Source organism: Haloarcula halobia, from assembly GCF_029338255.1.
Taxonomy (GTDB): Archaea; Halobacteriota; Halobacteria; order Halobacteriales; family Haloarculaceae; genus Haloarcula; species Haloarcula halobia.
The window spans coordinates 2,381,687-2,399,241 of record NZ_CP119787.1; the positions used below are offsets into that span (position 1 = coordinate 2,381,687).

Consider the following 17,555-nt stretch of genomic DNA (forward strand, 5'->3'; position numbering starts at 1 on the left):
ACGCAGTAAGGCCTTTAAGCCGGCCCCCGTAACCGACAGGTATGATATCGCTTGACGAGGCTGTGACGGCCCGCCTCGAATCCCACGGGCAGCGGTTCGAGGTACTCGTCGACCCGGACGCGGCGCTGGCGATGAAACGCGGCGAGTTCGACGGCGAGCTCGAGGACGTCATCGCCGCGGAGGACGTCTTCGAGGACGCCGTCCGCGGGGACCGGCCCCCCGAGGAGATGCTGGAGAAGGTGTTCGAGACGACCGACTCGATGGAGATAATCCCGGCGGTCGTCGAACGCGGTGAGATACAGATCACCGCCGAGCAGCGCCGGGAGATGCAGGAACAGAAACACAAACAGCTCGTCCAGCGCATCACGCGCAACGCGGTGAACCCGCAGATGGACGACGCGCCCCACCCGCCCGAGCGCATCGAGTCCGCCCTGGAGGAGACGGACTTCCGGGTCGACCCGATGGAACCCGTCGAGAGCCAGGTCGACGAGGCGCTCGACGCCCTCCGGCCGGTAATCCCCATCCGGTTCGACGAGGTGACCGTCGCGGTCCAGGTGCCGCCGGACTACGCCGGGAGCGCCCAGGCACAGATACGACAGTTCGGGAACCTGGAACGCGAGGAGTGGCAGTCCGACGGGTCGTGGGTCGGCGTCCTCACGTTCCCCGCCGGCCTGCAAAACGACTTCTACGACCTCGTCAACGAACACACCAGCGGGCAGGCCGAGACCCGAATCATCAAAGACGAGGACGACCTCAACACTCGCGGCTGAGCAGTTCGATCCGGGGAGCCGCCGTTATCCCTTCTTGAAGCCGATGATGAAGCCGCCGGTGAAGCCCGCGCTGACCGGGAGCGCAGAGAGCAGCGACAGCAGCCAGGAGGGGGGCTGTCCCGCGGCCGCGCTGCCCGCGGACGCCGCGGTGTCCTGTGCCGTCCCGGTGATGGCGTCCCAGTTGACCTGGAGGACGCCGCGCGTCTCGAGGAACTTGAACAGAGCGAGTTCGAGACCGACGATGATGGCGATTATCTTCGCGACCTTCTTGGCGGCGTAGCCGATGATGCCGCCGATGAGGCCACCGCCGCCGAACTCGAGTCCCATCTGCCGGAGTCCGAGGCCGTCGAGCTGTAACGCAAACTCTACCATGTCGGATACTTACCACCTGCTTTTATATCCTTTGTGCCTCTCGCCGTCCGTCTCTGTGACCGCGGCGCGACCCGAGAAGGCCAGGCCCTGGCCCGCCTGCCGCCAGCTGTCACCCGTTCTTGTAGGTCACGCCGGCGCCGGTCTCCGGGTAGGACCAGTCGACGTTGCCATGTGGACAGGCAAAGCGACAGCTGCTACATTCCAGGCAGTTCTCGTAGGCGATCTGGGGGACGCCGTCCTCGCCCTCACGCCAGACGTTGGCCGGACACACCGAGATACACTCGTAGGTGACACACTCCTCGGCACAGAGGTCGGGAATCTCCACGTCCAGGTGGGACTCACCGGGATCCTCGTACTTGACGGTGTAGAGGCGGTCTTCGAGCGAGTCGTTCTCTATCGTGGGGGTCTTGGGTTGGGCGCTCATGTCAGATCAGTTTCCGGTATCGGAAGGCCAGTTTCGCCGCGCCCGTGTATCCGCCGACAGCCTCGAGCAGTCGCTGGCGGGCCGCGGACGCGTGTTCCTCTTTCGGCGCTCTGTCCATCTGGAAGTACTCGCTGCCGGCGTCGGCCACCGCTCGCGGGAGCTCCTCGAAGAGGAACTCGCGGTCGGACTGGACCGTCTCCATCAGCCACTCGTACCGTTCCAGGTTCCGGACCACGAACGAGTCGGTGAGGTCCTCGCGGTACTGGGCCAGTGCGGCGTCGTCGGGCGTGGCACCCGACGCGGCCGCTGCGAGGGCCTTGCCGGCGTGGTAGCCGCTCTCGACGGCCATGTTCGTCCCCTCGAGGTGGACGCCGTTGTTGAGGACCAGACCCGCTGCGTCGCCCACGATGACCGCGCCGTCGTGGACGAGTTCGGGAATCGACTCCGCGCCGCCCTCCGGAATCGTCTTGGCGGTGTACTCGACGGTCCGGGCGTCCCGGAGCAGCGGCGCCACCTTCGGGTGGGTCTTGAACGCGTTCAGCGTCCCCTCGGGGTCCGGTTGCGTGGTCGCCGCGTCGGACAGGCGGTAGGCCAGGCCGACGCTGACGGTGTCCTCGTTCGTGTAGATGAACCCGCCGCCGAAGGCCTCTCCGACGGCGCCCTCGCCGAAGTAGTGGTAGGAGACCCCGGCCTCGTCGGTCAGGCGGAACCGCTCCTCGATTGCGTTCTCGTGCTCGGGGAACTCCAGAACCTCCTTGACGCCGACGGCGACGTTCTCGGGGGACTCGGGCTTCTTGAGGTCGGCAGCCTCGCTGACCAGCGAGTTCCCGCCCTCCGCGAGGACGACGTAGGGGGCGCGGATCGTCCCGTCGGGCCGGTCCGTCTCGACGCCGACGACGCGGCCGTCCTCCGTGACCAGTCCCGTCACGGTCGTCTCGGTGAGCAGCGTCGCCCCCGCGTCGACCGCCTGCTCGGCGAACCACTCGTCGAACTCCCCGCGCAACACGGTGTACGAGTCGTTGTGCGGCGGTTCGTGCCACTCGCCTGGACTGATGGAGACCGCCGTCTCGTCCCGGTCGGTCAACATTCCAAAGCGGCGTTCGGCGATGTACCGCTCCAGCGGCGCCTCGTCGATGTCGACGAGCTCGCGTATCGTCGGCGTGTAGAGCACGCCGCCGAAGACGTTCTTCGCGCCGGGATACCGACCGCGTTCGACGAGCAGTACCTCCAGCCCGCGGTCTGCCATGGTGACGGCCGCCGCGCTCCCGGCGAGCCCGGCACCGACGACGATAGCGTCGAAGGCGCCGTCGTAGCTTGGCGTCTCCGTCTCGCGGCCCGTTCGGTCGAGTGCGTCGGTCATTGGGTCACCTCCAGCAGTCCGTCTTCCTCGATGCGCGCCGCGAGGTCGGGACAGACGTCGAAGAGGTCGCCGACGATGCCGTAGTCGGCGTGCTCGAAGATGGGTGCGTTGGGGTCGTCGTTGATGGCGACGACGACGTCACTGTCGTTCATCCCCTCGACGTGCTGGACAGCACCGGAGATACCGACGGCGACGTACAGCTCCGGCCGGACGGTCTTGCCCGTCTGGCCGACCTGTCGGGCGCCCTCGACCCAGCCCTCGTCGACTGCTTTCCGGCTGGCCGCCAGGTCCGCGTCGAGCGCGTCGGCGAGTTCCCGGACCGGTTCGAGGTCGCCGTCACAGCCGCCACCGACGGCGACGATGCGGTCCGCCTCCGTGATGTCTGCGGTGTCGCCGACCTCGCGTTCGCGGACCGCCGACATCGTGTCCGCCTCGTCGACGACCACCTCGACGTGCGCTATCTCGCCTTCGCGGTCAGGGTCGGGGTCGGCCGCCTCGAAGACGCCGGGGCGTATCGTCGCCATCTGGGGCCGGTGGTCCTGACAGAGGATCGTCGCGAGGACGTTGCCCCCGAACGCCGGCCGCCGGGCCTGCAACAGGCCGTCCTCGTCGACGTCGATCTCCGTGCAGTCCGCCGTCAACCCGGCGTGTGCCGGGACGGCGACCCGGCCGGCGAAGTCCCGCCCGGTGTGGGTGCCGCCGATGAGGACGATGGCGGGTTTGCGAGCCTCGACGAGCGCGCGGAACTGCTCGCCGTAGGGGTCGGCGCGGTAGGGCTCGAAGACCGGGTCGTCGGCGACGAGCGCGCGGTCGGCGCCCCGCTCGATGGCCGCCTCGGCGACGTCGTCACAGTCCTCGCCGACGACCAGCGCGACCAGGTCCTCACCCAGTTGCTCGGTCAGGTTCGTCGCCTCGTCGAGCAGTTCCCAGGAGACGTTCATCACGTCGCCGTCATGGGACTCGACGAACACCCAGACGTCGCTGTACTCGTCGACGTCGACCGTGCCGTCGTCGCTCATGCCATCACCTCCGTCTCCTGGAGGGACTCGAGCAGGTCGTCGACGTCCTCGACGACCTCGCGCTCCCGCTCGACGGGGTCGACGGTCTCCATCCCGCCGACCTCCGTCGGTGAGGCGTCCATCCCGACCTCGTGCTCCTCGAGGCCGAGATCGTCGGCGGACAGCTCCATCGGTTCGAACTCGTTCTCGGCGTAGAGCTTGCGGTGGAGCGCCGCCGTCCGCGGTTCGTTCTCGCCGTAGGCGACGGCGACGACGACGGGCAGGTCCGTCGCGACGACCTCGTGGCCGCCCTCGACGTCGCGGGTGGCCACGAGTTTGCCCTCCTCGAGTTCGGGTTCCAGCGCCTCGACGTAGGTCAGTTGGGCCCAGCCGAGGTGGGCCGCGATACCCGGCGGTACCTGCCCGGTCGAGGAGTCGGTCGTCTCCTCCCCACAGACGACGACGTCCGCGTCCAGCGCCTCGGCGGCTGCCGCGAGCGTCAGACTCGTCGGCCAGGTGTCACTCCCGGCGAACTTGCGGTCGCTGATGAGGGCGGCGTCGTCACAGCCCAGCGCGACGGCGGACTCGAGGACGTCCGTAGCCGTCGGCGGCCCCATCGTCATCGCCAGTACCTCGCCGCCGGTCTCGTCACGGAGCGACAACGCTGCCTCCAGCGCGTTGCGGTCCGGCCGATTCATCACTGCCGGTGCGCTCGCTCGGTCCAGGTGGCCGGTATCCGGGTCGATACCGACCTCGTCGTCGTCGGGAACCTGCTTCACACCGACAACAATCGTGGGTTCGATTGTCATAGATTGATCATCACACTGTGGCTCACTGCCGAATTGTATCGCTGTGCGTCAGTTGCAACTTCACGACTCCCCATGGTAAGGTATCCCGCCCACTCCTGAGAACCAGGAACAGACACTAAATTTATATAGCGGGGCAGGTGGAACCGCTCCTGAGATCTGTGGTTCCGCTCTCGGCCGCCCAGCCCGGACGAAAAAAGACCCGCAGGCGGGGCGCAGCGGAGCCGGTCTGCGACCCAGCGTCGCAGACTCGCGGCCACGGTGTCACCCTGGTCCCGGCGTGGCTGGAGGAGGACAGAGACGTCATCGAACGGCAGTTGCTCCGGTTCGATGGACCGTCCGAAGAGTGAAACCGACGGGACGACAGACCAGCGCATGGACGAGACAGTCGACGCGTACTCGGGCCCGTTCCGATTCGAGTACGACCCGGCGGTCCTGCGCTACGGGTGTGACTGCGTCGCCGACCTCGGTGACGAACTCGCCACACACGGCCTCGAGCGCGCGCTCGTGGTCTGTGGCTCGACCGTCGGGGAGACGGCGGCGGTCATCGACCCGGTTCGCGAGGGCCTGAGCGACCGGCTGGCCGGCGTCTTCGCGGAGACCACGCCCGTCAAGCGCCTCGGGACGGCCTACGACGCGCTCGAGTGCTTCGAGTCGGCGGACGCCGACGCCATCGTGAGCCTCGGGGGCGGGAGCAGCCTCGACGTCGCGAAGGTGCTCAGCGTCCTCACCGCGACCGACGAAGCCCCCGCGGCCGTCGGCGCGGCCTTCGAGGAGACTGGGACGCTGTCGATCCCCGAATCGGACCTGACGCCAGTCGTCGCCGTCCCGACGACGCTCGCCGGTGCCGACCTCTCTATCGGCGCGGGCGTCACCGCCGACCCGGGGACCTGCCCGGTGACGACCCCGGTCAGCGGTGGGATCTCACACCGCTCGCTGATGCCCGCCGTAGTGTTCTACGACCCCGACCTGGTGGCGACGACGCCACGGCCGATCCTGGCCGCCTCGGCGATGAACGGGTTCGACAAGGGCGTCGAGACGCTCTACGCCCGGACGGCGACGCCGGTGACCGACGCGACGGCGGTGCGTGGACTCGGACTATTCTCGGACGGTCTCGCGGCGCTCGGTGATGGCGGGACGGACCACGGGGTCTACGCCGCGCTCACGAAGGGCATCATGCTCCTGCAGTACGGCATCGCCAGGCCCGACACGACGACGCTCTCGCTGGTCCACACCTTCGGCCACGGTCTCACCAGGACCGACGACGTCCAGCAGGGGGCCGCCCACGCCGTCGTCGCCCCGCACGTACTCGAGTACGTCTTCGCTACCGTCGACGGCCGACGGACCCTGCTCGCCGAGGCGCTGGGAGTCGACGCCGCCGAGGACCCCGCGGCGGCGGTCGTCGAGCGAGTCGAGACACTCGTCGACGCCCTCGAGTTGCCGACGCGACTCCGCGACGTCGACGGCCCGGAACCGGACGAGTTCGGCACGGTCGCCGAGGCGATTCTCGACGACGCGTTCGTGGCCAACCGGCCGCCGGGACTCGAACCGACCCGCGAGGACGTCGAGGCAATTCTCGAAGCGGCGTGGTAGGACGGGGCGCGGGGGCGACCGGCGGGCGCCCGGCGCTGGTATTTGTTGTCTGAGTATCACTGCTGTGCATGGACGAGTTCGGCATCGAGGCCACCGTCGCGTCGGTGGACTTCGCCGGGAACGTCCGCGAGGTGACCGAGGACGCGGCCTGCATTGAGCGCGGCCTCGAACAGTCCGACCGGCACACCCTCTATCACACCGAGGGGCGGTTCGTCGACGAGCGAACCCTCGGGGTCGACGGCGACCGCATCCGCGGGCTCCCGGAGGCCGCCGCGCTCGCGGGCGGGAACCGCTGCCGTCGGCTATTCGAGGGTGCCGCGCAACACCTTCGCCGCGACGAGAATCGGGTCCCAGACCGGGCTGAACGGCGGAGCGTACGCGAGGTCCATCCGTTCGAGGTCGGCGACGGTCGCCTCGCCGTCCAGCGCCGCCGCCAGCGTGTCGATACGGATGGCCGCCCGGTCGCGGCCCACGATGGCCCCGCCCAGCACCCGGCCGCTCTCGCGGTCCGCCGTCAGGGTCACCGTCGTCTCGTCGCCGCCCGGGTAGTACCCCGAGCGCGACCCGGCCGTGATGGTCTGCGAGACGGGGTCGAAGTCCGCCTCCCGGGCCGCCCCGTGGTCCAGCAGGCCGGTGCGCCCGCACTCGAGGTCGAAGGCCTTGACGACGGCCGTCCCGGAGACGGCGCCGACCGGTTCCGGGTCGCCCGCCACCGTCTGCCCGATGGCGCGACCGGCGCGGTTCGCCGTCAGCCCCAGGGGAATCCAGACCGGGTCGCCGGTCACGGTGTGGTGCATCTCCGCGCAGTCCCCGGCGGCGTAGACCCCATCGACTGACGTCCGCCCGTACTCGTCGACGGCTACCGCCCCGGAGTCCCCGAGTTCCACGCCCGTCCCCTCGAGCAGGCGGGTGTTCGGCCGGACGCCGATGCCGACGAGCGCCATGTCGACGTCGATGCGCCCGTCACTGTGGACGACGCCGGAGACCGCGTCCTCGCCGACCAGTCGCTCGACTTCGGTGCCCAGGTGGAGCGTCACGCCCTGTTCGCGGAGGTGGTCGGCGACGCGCTCGCCGACGGCCTCGCCGAACGGGGGGAGCAGGCGGTCGGACCGCTGGAACACGTGGACGTCCAGGCCGTGTTCGGCGAACGCTTCGGCCATCTCGACGCCGACGTAGCCGCCGCCGACGACCGACACCGTCTCGGGCGGGTCGCGGGCGGTGTACCGCTCGACGAGCGCGGTGTCGACGGCATCGACGGACGTGTCGACGGCCGGGACGCCCGGGTCCGAGAGCGCCGCCCGGACCGCCGCGGCGGAGTCCAGCCCGTGCATCGTGAACACCCCCTCGAGCGTGCTCCCCTCGATGGGTGCCGTCACCGCGTGGGCGCCGGTGGCGACGAGCAGGTCGCCGTAGGGCTGGACCAGCTCCTCGCCGTGATGGTCGACGGTGACGATACCCTCGTCGGTGTCGACCGAGACGACCTCGTGGTTCCGCCGGACGTCGATACCGCGCTCCGCGGCGTCGGCCGGCGACAGCGAGAGCAGGTCCGTGATGTGCTCGACGGTCCCTTTCACGTAGTAGGGTGTCCCACAGTGGGCATAGGAGATCCACTCCCCCTTCTCGAAGACGAGGACGTCACCCTCCGGGTGTTCGCGAGCGAACTTGCTGGCGGCACTCAGGCCGGCGGCGTCACCGCCGACCACCACGAGCGGGTCGGTCATACCCTGATACTGGATTGCGGGCCACTAATATCTGAGTTACCTCGCGGTAGGCCGGTCCCGTCGAGACGCCGTGAGACGCTGGTCAGGCGACCCTATCCAGGTCTGCCGCGGGCCAGTCGAGGACCACGCGAACGTCGACACCGTACGTCTCGACCGCGACCCGGTCCACCGCACGCACCTCGCCCGCGGTGACCGCCGCCCCGTCCGGTGTACGGAACGAATCGAGGCCCATGGGCGACCGACTCGCTCCCGGCCCGGGAACCAACGGTAACACACTGTTACTCGCTTACGCGCAGTAACTTTAAACGGTTGCTAGACGAATGGTGGACAGACATGAGCGACTCACCCGAGCGACTCGAAGTGTGGTGTGCCGGCGAGGACTGGTGTCCGATCACGACGACGGCGACGCTCATCGGCAAGAAGTGGCATCCGGTCATCATCCACCGCCTGCTCGATTCGGGGCCCTCCGGGTTCAACGAACTCAAAGACGACGTCGACGGCATCTCCTCGAAGGTCCTCTCGGACAGTCTCGAGGACCTCCAGGAGAAGACGCTCGTGGACCGGGAAGTCATCAGCGAACAGCCCTTCAGAGTCCAGTACTCGCTGACCGAGCGAGGCCGGTCCCTGGAGGACGTCATCACCTCGATGGCCGAATGGGGTCAGGAGAACCTCAAGGAACCCACAGACTCCGACGGCGGCATCGGGTGATCTGCGGGGAGTCAGGCCCGTTTCAGCACCAGTCGTCGAGCGTGACGACGAGGGCGGTCTGTATCCACGCGTCCTCGCACTCCGTATCGTAGATGATGGTCTCGTCGGTGCCGGTCGTGACGAGTCTGTACCGGTCGTAGCGCTCGCTGTCGGGTCCGGTCGTGGGGAGTCGGCCGTCGGTGTCGGGGGTTCTGGAAGACATAGGGGGTGGCGGCAGTTTGGTTACTCTACATCACCTAGTACCACTCGGTAACCCTTAACACCTGCGTATGCCGGTGGTTACCGGGCCACCGGCTCGAAACCTGCCGACCCCCACACCCACCCGCGAGGGAGCGAGGCGGAGCGCGTTACCCCCACGTGAGCTGCAGTTAACTGCGAGGCGACCGTCCTGTATCCCGAGTGATAATACATGGCCGATTCCGAGTTCGACCTGCGCGCACCGGACCTGACGAGCGAGGACCTGCTCGTCATCGACGACCCGTACTTCTCGGGGGACGACGTGGCTATCGTGACGGGGGCCGCGTCGGGCATCGGGCGGGCGACGGCCGTCGCCCTGGCGTCGAACGGCCTCACGGTCGTCGGGGCCGACATCGACGCCGAGGGGCTCGAGGGGACGGAAGACATCGCCACAGAGTGTGACGCCGCGGGTGCCTTCCACGGCGTGGAGACGGACCTGACCGACGACGGGGACGTGGCGGCCGTCGTCGAGGCTGCCGCCCGAGAGGGTGCCCTCCGGTTCGTCGCGAACATCGCCGGGATGCAACACATCGCCGGCATCGACGAGTTCCCGATGGAGAAGTACGACCTGCTGACCGACGTCATGCTTCGCTCGCCGTTCAAGATGGCCCAGGAGGCGATGCCACGCATCCGGGCGACCGACGACGGCGTCGGGGCGATCGCCAACATGTCGTCGGTCCACGGGCACTACGCCACGAAGGACAAGCCCGCCTACATCACCGCCAAGCACGGCGTCGACGGGCTCACGAAGGCCATCGCCGCCGAGGGCGAGGGGGCGCTCCGTGGCTTCTCCGTCAGCGTCGGCTACGTGCTGACGCCGCTGATGGTGAACCAGATCGAAGACACCGCCCGGGAGCGGGGCATCTCCGAACGGGCGGTCGTCGAGGACGTGATGCTCGGACAGGCACGGACCAAGGAGATGATGACCCCCGCCGAGGTGGCGAACCTCTTCGTCTTCGGGTTCTCCCGGCACGCCAAGCACCTCAACGGCGCAGACCTGCTCTTCGACGGCGGGTACACCACCACGTATGAGTGACGCCGAGCGCGAGGAGGGGGCGACGCGCGTCGCCATCGCCTGCCAGGGTGGCGGCAGTCACACCGCCTTCACCGCCGGCGTCCTCAGGACCCTGCTGGCCGAGTGGGACGACCACCACGAACTCGTCGGTATCAGCGGCACCTCCGGGGGTGCGTTCAACGCGCTGGCGGTGTGGTACGGCCTCGTGACCGGGGACGAAGGCGACGCGCGGGACCTGCTCGACTCGCTGTGGGACGACCTGGCGGCCTCTAGCCCCCAGGACCGCTGGACGAACGAGGTCCTCACGGGAACCTCGCGGCTGGAGAGCGCCGGCTTCCCGATTCCGTCGGTGAGTCCCTACCAGTTGCCGGGGCCCGAGGTCGGCAAACGGCGAATCAGGGCGGTGCTCGAGCGCCACATCGACTTCGAGGCCATCCCCGAGCTCTGCGAGTCGCGCGTCCCGAAGCTGGTCGTCGGCACCGTCGATATCAACGCCGGCGTCTTCGAGACGTTCACCGACGGCGACGTGGACGTCGACGCGGTGCTCGCGTCCGCGGCGGTACCAAACCTGTTCCGGGCCGTCGAGGTCCACGGTCATCTGCACTGGGACGGTCTGTTCTCCCAGAACCCGCCGATCAGTGACCTGTTCCACGTCGCCCCGGCCCGGAAACCCGAGGAGCTGTGGGTCATCCAGATAAACGAGCAGACGTTCGAGGGCGAACCGCGGACCATCGACGTCATCGCCGACCGCCGGAACGAGCTGTCGGGGAACCTCTCGCTCAACCAGGAGCTGCGCTTCATCGAGCGTGTCAACGACTGGATAGAAGCGGGGACGTTGCCGGCAGACGAGTTCACGCACACGGAGGTCAGCCGGATCCAGAAGGGACGACGCTACGGCTGTGCGACGAAACTCGACCGCGACCCCGATTTCCTCGACGAACTGCAGGCGCTCGGAAAGCAGCGGGCCCGGGAGTTCCTCGAAGGTCGCGAGGGCTAGGGCTCGCCGTACGTGTGGAAGTCGACGGCCTGTTCGAGCAGTTCGTCGGGGATGCCCGGCACCTCCTCGGACCGTACCGGCCCCTGTTCCTCGAGGAGGTCGGGGTCACGCGGGAAGTCACGGAGTTTGAAGTGCACCGAGATGCCCGCTTTGGCACCCTGCCCGAGCGCGACGGGGACCTGGTTGTGGCCGGGTGTCAGGTCGCCGACGGCGTAGACGTTCTCGACCGACGTCTCGCCGTGGTCGTCGACGTCGACGGTGCCGTCGTCGTTGACCGCACAGCCGAGTTCTCGCGCGAGGCCGTTGTTGTACTCCGCGCCGTACATGGCGAACCCGCCCTCGTACTCGCGGACGCTCCCGTCCTCGAACTCCAGGGCCTTCAGCCAGCCGTCCTCGCCGTTCTGGACGCCGGTGACGTCCTCGTGGATGACGTCGATAGGGTGATGCTCGAGCATGCCGGCCGTCGCCTCGCTCCACTCGGGGTCGTCGCCGCGGGTCAGCAGGTCCACCTCGTCGGTGAAGTTCAGCATGATGGCCGCGACGTGGGCCGCGCTCTCGGAGTGGCCCATCACGTACACCGACTCGTCGACGAACATGTAGGCGTCACAGTGCAGGCAGTAGTGCAGGCCCCGGCCCGTGCGCGGGAGCGGCGGGTCCGGACGGACGTCGTTGAACCCCGTCGCGAGGACGACGTACTCGGCCTCGTACTCGGCGGCGTTCCCCGAGAGGACGACGGTCCCGTCCTCCTCGCGCGAACACGTCGTCACCATGTCCTGATGGAGGTCACAGCCGTAGGCCTCGAGCTGCTCGCGGCCGGTCTGGAGGAACTCGGCGCCGCTCGTCGCCTCGGTGACGCCAAGCAGGTTGTGGACCTCCTGCATCATGGCCGCCCGACCCCCGCCCCGGTTCACCACGGCCGTACTGTGGCCGAGTCGCGTGCTGTACAGCGCGGCGGTCATGCCGGCGGGGCCCCCGCCGACGACGACCACCTCGTACTGGTGACGGTCGGTGTCACTCATGGCGATACCCTCACAGCGCGTCGTGATATATCTGTGTCACGAAGGGTCATCGTGGAACGTCCTCGAAGGCGTGCTGGACGACCTTGTTCAACGCGGGGTGAGCGTGGATGGTGTCGGCGATATCGTCGACGTGGCCGGAGCCGGCCCGCATCGCGACGACGACCTCGTGTATCATCGTCGAGGCCTCGTAGCCCAGCGCGTGACAGCCGAGTATCTCGCCGTCGGGGCTCGCGAGCACCTTCACGAAGCCGTGGTCGAGTTTCTTCGCCCGGCCCATCGGCGTGCCGGGGAGGTCCCGTCGCCCGACGACGTACTCGCTTCCCGCCTCGTCGAGCTGGGCCTCCGTCTCGCCGACGCCGGCCATCTGGGGTTCGGTGAAGATGGCGTGGGGCATCGCAGTGAAGTCGGCGGCCCGCTCGCTCCCGTAGACGACGTTGTCGACGGTGACCTGGGTCTCGTAGTCGCCGGAGTGTTTGAACATGAAGTTGTCCGCGATGTCGCCCTGTGCCCAGACGTTGTCGGCCGAGGTCTCCAGGCGCTCGTTCGTGACGACGGAGCCACGGTCGTCGGTCTCGATGCCGGCCGCCTCGACGTTCAGGGTGTCCGTGTTGGGCCGGCGACCGAGCGCGACTAAGAGCTGTTCGCCGGCGACCGAGATCTCGTCGCCGGACTCGGTCTCGGCGTGGACGGTGACGCCGGCCTCGCTCTCCGAGACGGCCGCCGCCCGGTGGCCGGTGTAGACGTCGTGGCGCTCGCGCGCGATGTCGGTAAACGCCTCGGCCACCCCGGGGTCTTCGCGGGGGACCAGGGTGTCCATCATCTCGACGATGGTGACGTCCGTCCCGAGTGATTCGAAGAAGTAGCCCAGTTCCACGGCGATGTACCCGCCACCGAGGACGACCAGCGAGTCAGGCTGGTCGCGCTCGTAGAGCGCGTCCCGACTGGTCCAGAAGTCCACCCCGTCTATGCCGTCGATGGGCGGCACCAGTGGACGGCTCCCCGCGGCGACGACCACCTTGTCGGCTGTTACGCGCTCGCCGTCGACCTCGACGGTCCGCTCGTCGACGAACACGGCCTCGTCCGCATACAGCGTGAGGTTGGCTTTCTCGCGGTAGCGCTCCTCCATCCCCTCGGCGATAGGCGAGAGCGTCGCCTCCATATCGTCTATGACGGCGGCGTAGTCGACACCGTCGAGGGAGGCGTCGAGGTGGAACTCCGTTGCCCCCCGGACGCGGTCGGCCGCCGTGGCCGCCTGGATGAGCATCTTCGAGGGGTTACAGCCGCGGTTGAGACAGGTGCCGCCGAGCGGCCCCTTCTCGACGAGGGCCGTCTCGAGGTCGGCTTCTGCGGCCGCCGCGGCGACGTTGTTCCCGGTGCCCCCGCCCACCACGAGCACCTCGTAGTGAGTCATCGGCGGTCGTCTTCCCCTGCCTCGTCGCCGTGCTCGGCGCCCCACTCGAGCATCGACGTCAGGACGGGTTCGAGCGCGGCACCGCGTTCTGTCGGAGAGTACTCGACCCGGACCGGCCGGTCGCTCAGCAGGTCGCGGTCGACCAGGTCGTCGTCCTCCAGCGCCGCGAGGCTCTCGGCGAGCATCTTCGAGGAGATACCCTCGAGCGAGCGCTTCAGCGCGCTGAAGCCCATGGGACCGTCGGCGAGCAGTCTGTAGACGATGCGGACGTGCCACTTCCTGGCGACGACGGCCTGTGCAGTCGCGAACGCGTCGTGCGTGTCGACGAACGTCCTCGCCCTGGTCCGGCCGGACGCGTGGGCCCGGTGGAGGGTCTGGGTCTCTGAACTCATCGTGTGTCGGGGAAGACACCCGAGGGGTTACTTAACGTACCCCGGACGGGCAGCCGACGTTCCAGCGGGCGTCAGGCTTATATACGAGATCCCGCGCTCGTTCGAATCGCTCGATGTGTCTGAGAGCGTAGTCCGCCCCAGACAGGGCGTGTACACCGAGTGAACACCCCCACGGCGCTTATCCGCTCGGCTCGCGTACGTGACAGTATGCCAGTCACGGATACGGACGAACTGCGCGAGATCCTGGAGCGCGAGCGCGTCGCCGTCGTCGGGTGTTCCACGACGCCCGGCAAGGACGCCCACGAGATACCGAAGTACCTGCTCGACCAGGGCTACGACGTGATACCGGTCAACCCCTTCGCCGACGAGGTCTTGGGCCGGAAAGCCTACGACTCGCTCGCGGACGTCCCCGGCGAGATAGACATCGTCGACGTGTTCCGGCCCAGCGAGGAGGTGAGCGACATCGTCGACGCCGCGCTCGCACGGGACGAGGATGCGGTCATCTGGTTGCAGCTGGGCATCCACGACGACGACGCCGTGGAACGGGCAGAGAGAGCCGGTCGACAGGTGGTCCAGGACCGCTGTATGAAGCCGACCCACCAGCAGCTGATGGCGTAGGGCACGCAGAACTGGGCGCACGGGACAGGGAGGTCAATCACCACAGTGACGGTCGGTGGGCCAAGGGTTTTGGCCGCTCCCGCCCTTCATGACTGTATGAACGCGGACGAAGTCGCCGCCCTCATCGAACAGGACATCGCCGACGCGAACGTCACCGTCACGACGCCGCGGGACCCGGACGACGACAAGCACTACGCTATCTCGGTCGTCTCCCCGGAGTTCGCCGACAGGACGCTGGTCGAACAGCACCAGCTGGTCCACGACGCGCTGGGCGAGCACCTGACCCGCGACATCCACGCCATCGAGCTGACGACGGCCACCCCGGACGAAGCCTCGAACTGAGTCGGGGACGCCACGTGACCCCCACCAGCGCCACTGATTTACCCCTGGTCGCACTACAGGTGAGCATGTCCTTCGAACCCGAGACGCTCTCCGAGGCCGAGGTCACAGAGCTAGTCGACGAGACCATCGCGAACAACGAGGTGGTCCTGTTCATGAAAGGCACCGAGCTGATGCCACAGTGTGGCTACTCGCGGAAGGCCCTGGGCCTCATCAGGCAGTACCGCGAGGACGTCGAGACGGTCGACGTCCTGCAGGCGACAGACGCCTTCCGGGCCGCGCTCTCGGAGTACAGCGACCGCGAGACGATTCCACAGACGTTCGTCGACGGCGAGTTCGTCGGCGGGAGCGACATCTTAGAGCAGCTCGACGAGCGCGGCGAGCTGGAGCCGACGCTGCAAGGGTAGCCTGTCTCGGCGAGTTCCGCGAGGAGTACGGGCGCGCTTACTCGTCGTCTTTCATCTCGCCGAGCTTCTCGACGAGGTCCGAGGTGGAGGCTTCCGTCTCGAAGGACACCTCCCCGTCGTGGTCGTTCTCGTGGACGGCCACGCCGTCGCTGTCGTCGGTATCTACGTCCTGGTCCTTTTGCTCAGACTCGTCGTAGCTCCCAAAACCCATACCAAAGACTTGGGGAACCAGCGGCAAAAAACGTCCGGTAGTAAGCGCCTCCGGCGTGTGGTACCGCGTCCCGTCCCGCGAGCGCCCGCTCCGGTGGGCGAACCACGGGTACGCCCAGGACTCCGGGAAGCAAAGGTTCTTGTTTCTCCTCGGCTTTTCGGTAGACAACGATACTCGAGAGCCGTCGTTCTCGCGACGGCGACGTAGTCTTCAACGGACAGGTTTCCCGTATCATGAGTACTGCAGACGAGACATTGGCGAAGATCAAAGCACAGGTCGAATCGGAGACGCCCAGCGACATCACCATCGAGTCGGTGACGTTCGAGGGGCCCGAACTGGTCATCTACACGCCGGACGCCCAGACGGTGGCGAACCGCGACGGTATCGTCCGGAACCTCGCCCAGACCCTCCGAAAACGAATCAACGTCCGCCCCACCCAGGATGCGCTGGTCCCGCCGAAGGAGGCCCGGCCCCGAATCGAGGAGATCATCCCCGAGGATGCAGGCGTCCAGAACCTGGATTTCGACACCCAGACCGGCGAGGTGTTCATCGAGGCCGAGAAGCCCGGACGGGTCATCGGGCGCCACGGCGAGACCCTGGACCAGATCGCCGCCAGCGTCGGGTGGACGCCCGAGGTCGTCCGGACGCCGCCGATGGAGTCCTCGACGGTCTCGAACGTCCGGAACTTCCTGAAACAGGAGCGCGACGAGCGCCGCGACATCCTGGAACGGGTCGGCCGACAGATCAACCGCCCGATGACTGCCGACGAGGAGTGGGTGCGACTCACCACGCTGGGCTGCTGTCGCGAGGTCGGTCGGGCCTCGTTCATCCTTTCGACCCCGGAGTCGCGCATCCTCATCGACTGTGGCGACAAGCCGGGCGCGCAGGGCGAGGTGCCCTACCTCCAGGTACCAGAAGCGCTCGCGGCCGGGCCCAACTCCATCGACGCCGTCGTCTTGACCCACGCTCACCTGGACCACTCCGCGCTCATCCCCATCCTCTTCAAGTACGGGTACGACGGCCCCATCTACACCACCGCACCCACCCGCGACCTGATGGGCCTCCTCCAGCTTGACTACCTCGACGTGGCCGCCAAGGAGGGACGCACGCCGCCCTACGAGAGCCAGCAGGTGCGGGATGCGTTGAAACACACCATCCCACTGGAGTTCGGCAACGTCACCGACATCGCCCCGGACGTGAAACTGACGATGCACAACGCCGGCCACATCCTCGGGTCGGCGGTGTGTCACTTCCACATCGGTGAGGGCCGGTACAACGTCGCCTTCTCCGGTGACATCCACTACAAGGACACCCGCCTGCTCGACGGGGCGGTCAACGACTTCCCGCGCGTCGAGACGCTCGTTCTGGAGTCGACCTACGGCGGCAAGAACGACTACCAGACCGACCAGGAGGACTCAGAGCGGGTCCTCAAGAAGGTCATCAACGAGGCTCACCAGAAGGACGGCAAGATCCTCATCCCCGCGTTCGCCGTCGGCCGCTCCCAGGAGCTGATGCTCGTCTTAGAGGAGGCGATGCGCGAGGGGGACATCCCGACGATGCCGGTCTACCTCGACGGGATGATCCGCGAGGCGACGGCCATCCACACGGCCTATCCCGAGTACCTCCGCGGGAACCTCCGCCAGCGCATCCTCTACGAGGACGAGAACCCCTTCCTCGCCGAACAGTTCGCGCAGGTCGACGGCGGCGAGGAGATGCGCCAGGACATCGCCGACGGCGAGCCCTGTATCGTCCTCACGACCTCCGGGATGGTCACCGGCGGGCCCGTGATGTCGTGGCTCCGCCTGCTCGGGGGCGACCCCGACAACACGATGGTGTTCGTCGGCTACCAGGCCGAGGGGACGCTGGGGCGACAGATACAGCGGGGTCAGGACGAGATAACCATGTCGGACAAGAGCGGCCCGCGGGCCGAGCGCGTCAGCCTGAAGATGGGCGTCGAGACCGTCGACGGGTTCTCCGGCCACGCCGACCGGCAGGGCTTAGAGACGTTCGTCGAGACGATGCACCCCCGGCCGGAGAAGGTGCTCTGTGTCCACGGCGACGAGTCCTCGACGAACCAGCTGTCCTCGGCGCTCTACCAGAAGTTCAACATGCGGACGTTCAACCCGAAGAACCTCGAGACGTTCCGGTTCGTCTGAG

General features: G+C 67.7%; 22 protein-coding genes. 9 read left to right on the forward strand and 13 right to left on the reverse strand.

Features of this window, described 5'->3' with window-relative positions:
* The first annotated feature begins 41 nt into the window (after positions 1-41).
* Positions 42-770: a ribosome assembly factor SBDS gene (locus P1K88_RS12620; protein WP_276410576.1), complete on the forward strand. Its 729-nt coding sequence runs from the start codon at positions 42-44 to the stop codon at positions 768-770.
* Positions 771-794: 24 nt separating this feature from the next.
* Here P1K88_RS12620 and P1K88_RS12625 read toward each other — a convergent pair whose 3' ends face one another.
* From P1K88_RS12625 to P1K88_RS12645, 5 genes are all read right to left on the reverse strand, one after another.
* A complete protein-coding gene (locus tag P1K88_RS12625) occupies positions 795-1,142 on the reverse strand; it encodes an FUN14 domain-containing protein (RefSeq protein WP_276410578.1) in 348 nt (115 codons plus the stop codon).
* A 109-nt stretch (positions 1,143-1,251) separates the two neighbouring features.
* Complete coding sequence (locus P1K88_RS12630) at positions 1,252-1,566, reverse strand: ferredoxin family protein (protein WP_276410580.1); 315 nt, start codon at positions 1,564-1,566, stop codon at positions 1,252-1,254.
* Between the two features lies 1 nt (position 1,567).
* The gene (locus P1K88_RS12635) at positions 1,568-2,926 is read right to left on the reverse strand and encodes an FAD-dependent oxidoreductase (protein ID WP_276410582.1); all 1,359 of its coding nucleotides are present in this window, start codon (positions 2,924-2,926) and stop codon (positions 1,568-1,570) included.
* Positions 2,923-3,945, reverse strand: a complete 1,023-nt coding sequence (locus tag P1K88_RS12640; protein WP_276410584.1) for an electron transfer flavoprotein subunit alpha/FixB family protein — start codon at positions 3,943-3,945, stop codon at positions 2,923-2,925. Before P1K88_RS12640 ends, P1K88_RS12635 begins: the two co-directional genes overlap by 4 nt.
* Positions 3,942-4,733, reverse strand: a complete 792-nt coding sequence (locus tag P1K88_RS12645; protein WP_276410586.1) for an electron transfer flavoprotein subunit beta/FixA family protein — start codon at positions 4,731-4,733, stop codon at positions 3,942-3,944. Before P1K88_RS12645 ends, P1K88_RS12640 begins: the two co-directional genes overlap by 4 nt.
* Before the next feature lie 372 nt (positions 4,734-5,105).
* On the opposite strand from P1K88_RS12645, the gene P1K88_RS12650 reads away from it, so the two are divergent.
* Positions 5,106-6,323: an iron-containing alcohol dehydrogenase family protein gene (locus P1K88_RS12650; protein WP_276410588.1), complete on the forward strand. Its 1,218-nt coding sequence runs from the start codon at positions 5,106-5,108 to the stop codon at positions 6,321-6,323.
* Between the two features lie 56 nt (positions 6,324-6,379).
* On the opposite strand, the gene P1K88_RS12655 is transcribed toward P1K88_RS12650, so the two are convergent.
* The 3 genes from P1K88_RS12655 to P1K88_RS12665 all read right to left on the reverse strand — a co-directional run bounded on the left by P1K88_RS12655 (position 6,380) and on the right by P1K88_RS12665 (position 8,276).
* Positions 6,380-6,508 (reverse strand): hypothetical protein, encoded by a 129-nt coding sequence (locus P1K88_RS12655; protein ID WP_276410590.1) that lies wholly within the window; start codon positions 6,506-6,508, stop codon positions 6,380-6,382.
* A gap of 117 nt (positions 6,509-6,625) precedes the next feature.
* Entirely contained in the window at positions 6,626-8,044 is a 1,419-nt protein-coding gene (locus tag P1K88_RS12660; RefSeq protein WP_276410592.1) for an FAD-dependent oxidoreductase, read from the reverse strand.
* Between the two features lie 82 nt (positions 8,045-8,126).
* Positions 8,127-8,276 (reverse strand): hypothetical protein, encoded by a 150-nt coding sequence (locus P1K88_RS12665; protein WP_276410594.1) that lies wholly within the window; start codon positions 8,274-8,276, stop codon positions 8,127-8,129.
* Positions 8,277-8,377: 101 nt separating this feature from the next.
* Here P1K88_RS12665 and P1K88_RS12670 point away from each other — a divergent pair, with 101 nt between their 5' ends.
* Positions 8,378-8,752 (forward strand): winged helix-turn-helix transcriptional regulator, encoded by a 375-nt coding sequence (locus P1K88_RS12670; protein WP_276410596.1) that lies wholly within the window; start codon positions 8,378-8,380, stop codon positions 8,750-8,752.
* Positions 8,753-8,774: 22 nt separating this feature from the next.
* On the opposite strand, the gene P1K88_RS12675 is transcribed toward P1K88_RS12670, so the two are convergent.
* Positions 8,775-8,954, reverse strand: coding sequence for a hypothetical protein (locus P1K88_RS12675; RefSeq protein WP_276410598.1), 180 nt, complete (start codon positions 8,952-8,954; stop codon positions 8,775-8,777).
* A gap of 207 nt (positions 8,955-9,161) precedes the next feature.
* Here P1K88_RS12675 and P1K88_RS12680 point away from each other — a divergent pair, with 207 nt between their 5' ends.
* Both P1K88_RS12680 and P1K88_RS12685 read left to right on the forward strand, forming a co-directional pair.
* Complete coding sequence (locus P1K88_RS12680; RefSeq protein ID WP_276410599.1) at positions 9,162-10,025, forward strand: SDR family oxidoreductase; 864 nt, start codon at positions 9,162-9,164, stop codon at positions 10,023-10,025.
* Positions 10,018-11,001 (forward strand): patatin-like phospholipase family protein, encoded by a 984-nt coding sequence (locus P1K88_RS12685; RefSeq protein ID WP_276410600.1) that lies wholly within the window; start codon positions 10,018-10,020, stop codon positions 10,999-11,001. The genes P1K88_RS12680 and P1K88_RS12685 overlap by 8 nt, the downstream gene beginning before the upstream one ends.
* Here the strand turns inward: P1K88_RS12685 and P1K88_RS12690 are convergent.
* The 3 genes from P1K88_RS12690 to P1K88_RS12700 are packed head-to-tail and all read right to left on the reverse strand — an operon-like array spanning position 10,998 to position 13,823.
* A complete protein-coding gene (locus P1K88_RS12690) occupies positions 10,998-12,020 on the reverse strand; it encodes an NAD(P)/FAD-dependent oxidoreductase (RefSeq protein WP_276410601.1) in 1,023 nt (340 codons plus the stop codon). The genes P1K88_RS12685 and P1K88_RS12690 overlap by 4 nt on opposite strands.
* Positions 12,021-12,066: 46 nt before the next feature.
* The gene (locus tag P1K88_RS12695) at positions 12,067-13,431 is read right to left on the reverse strand and encodes a dihydrolipoyl dehydrogenase family protein (protein WP_276410602.1); all 1,365 of its coding nucleotides are present in this window, start codon (positions 13,429-13,431) and stop codon (positions 12,067-12,069) included.
* The gene (locus tag P1K88_RS12700; RefSeq protein WP_276410603.1) at positions 13,428-13,823 is read right to left on the reverse strand and encodes a winged helix-turn-helix transcriptional regulator; all 396 of its coding nucleotides are present in this window, start codon (positions 13,821-13,823) and stop codon (positions 13,428-13,430) included. The genes P1K88_RS12695 and P1K88_RS12700 overlap by 4 nt, the downstream gene beginning before the upstream one ends.
* Positions 13,824-14,030: 207 nt before the next feature.
* Between P1K88_RS12700 and P1K88_RS12705 the strand changes: the two genes are divergently transcribed.
* The 3 genes from P1K88_RS12705 (at position 14,031) to P1K88_RS12715 (ending at position 15,187) form a co-directional block, all read left to right on the forward strand.
* Positions 14,031-14,441, forward strand: coding sequence for a CoA-binding protein (locus tag P1K88_RS12705; protein WP_276410604.1), 411 nt, complete (start codon positions 14,031-14,033; stop codon positions 14,439-14,441).
* Positions 14,442-14,537: 96 nt separating this feature from the next.
* Positions 14,538-14,783 (forward strand): BolA/IbaG family iron-sulfur metabolism protein, encoded by a 246-nt coding sequence (locus P1K88_RS12710; protein ID WP_276410605.1) that lies wholly within the window; start codon positions 14,538-14,540, stop codon positions 14,781-14,783.
* 65 nt (positions 14,784-14,848) lie between these two features.
* Positions 14,849-15,187, forward strand: a complete 339-nt coding sequence (locus tag P1K88_RS12715) for a glutaredoxin family protein (RefSeq protein WP_276410606.1) — start codon at positions 14,849-14,851, stop codon at positions 15,185-15,187.
* 37 nt (positions 15,188-15,224) lie between these two features.
* Here P1K88_RS12715 and P1K88_RS12720 read toward each other — a convergent pair whose 3' ends face one another.
* Positions 15,225-15,398: a DUF5786 family protein gene (locus P1K88_RS12720; RefSeq protein ID WP_276410607.1), complete on the reverse strand. Its 174-nt coding sequence runs from the start codon at positions 15,396-15,398 to the stop codon at positions 15,225-15,227.
* A 233-nt stretch (positions 15,399-15,631) separates the two neighbouring features.
* On the opposite strand from P1K88_RS12720, the gene P1K88_RS12725 reads away from it, so the two are divergent.
* The gene (locus P1K88_RS12725) at positions 15,632-17,554 is read left to right on the forward strand and encodes a beta-CASP ribonuclease aCPSF1 (RefSeq protein WP_276410608.1); all 1,923 of its coding nucleotides are present in this window, start codon (positions 15,632-15,634) and stop codon (positions 17,552-17,554) included.
* Position 17,555 lies beyond the last annotated feature (1 nt).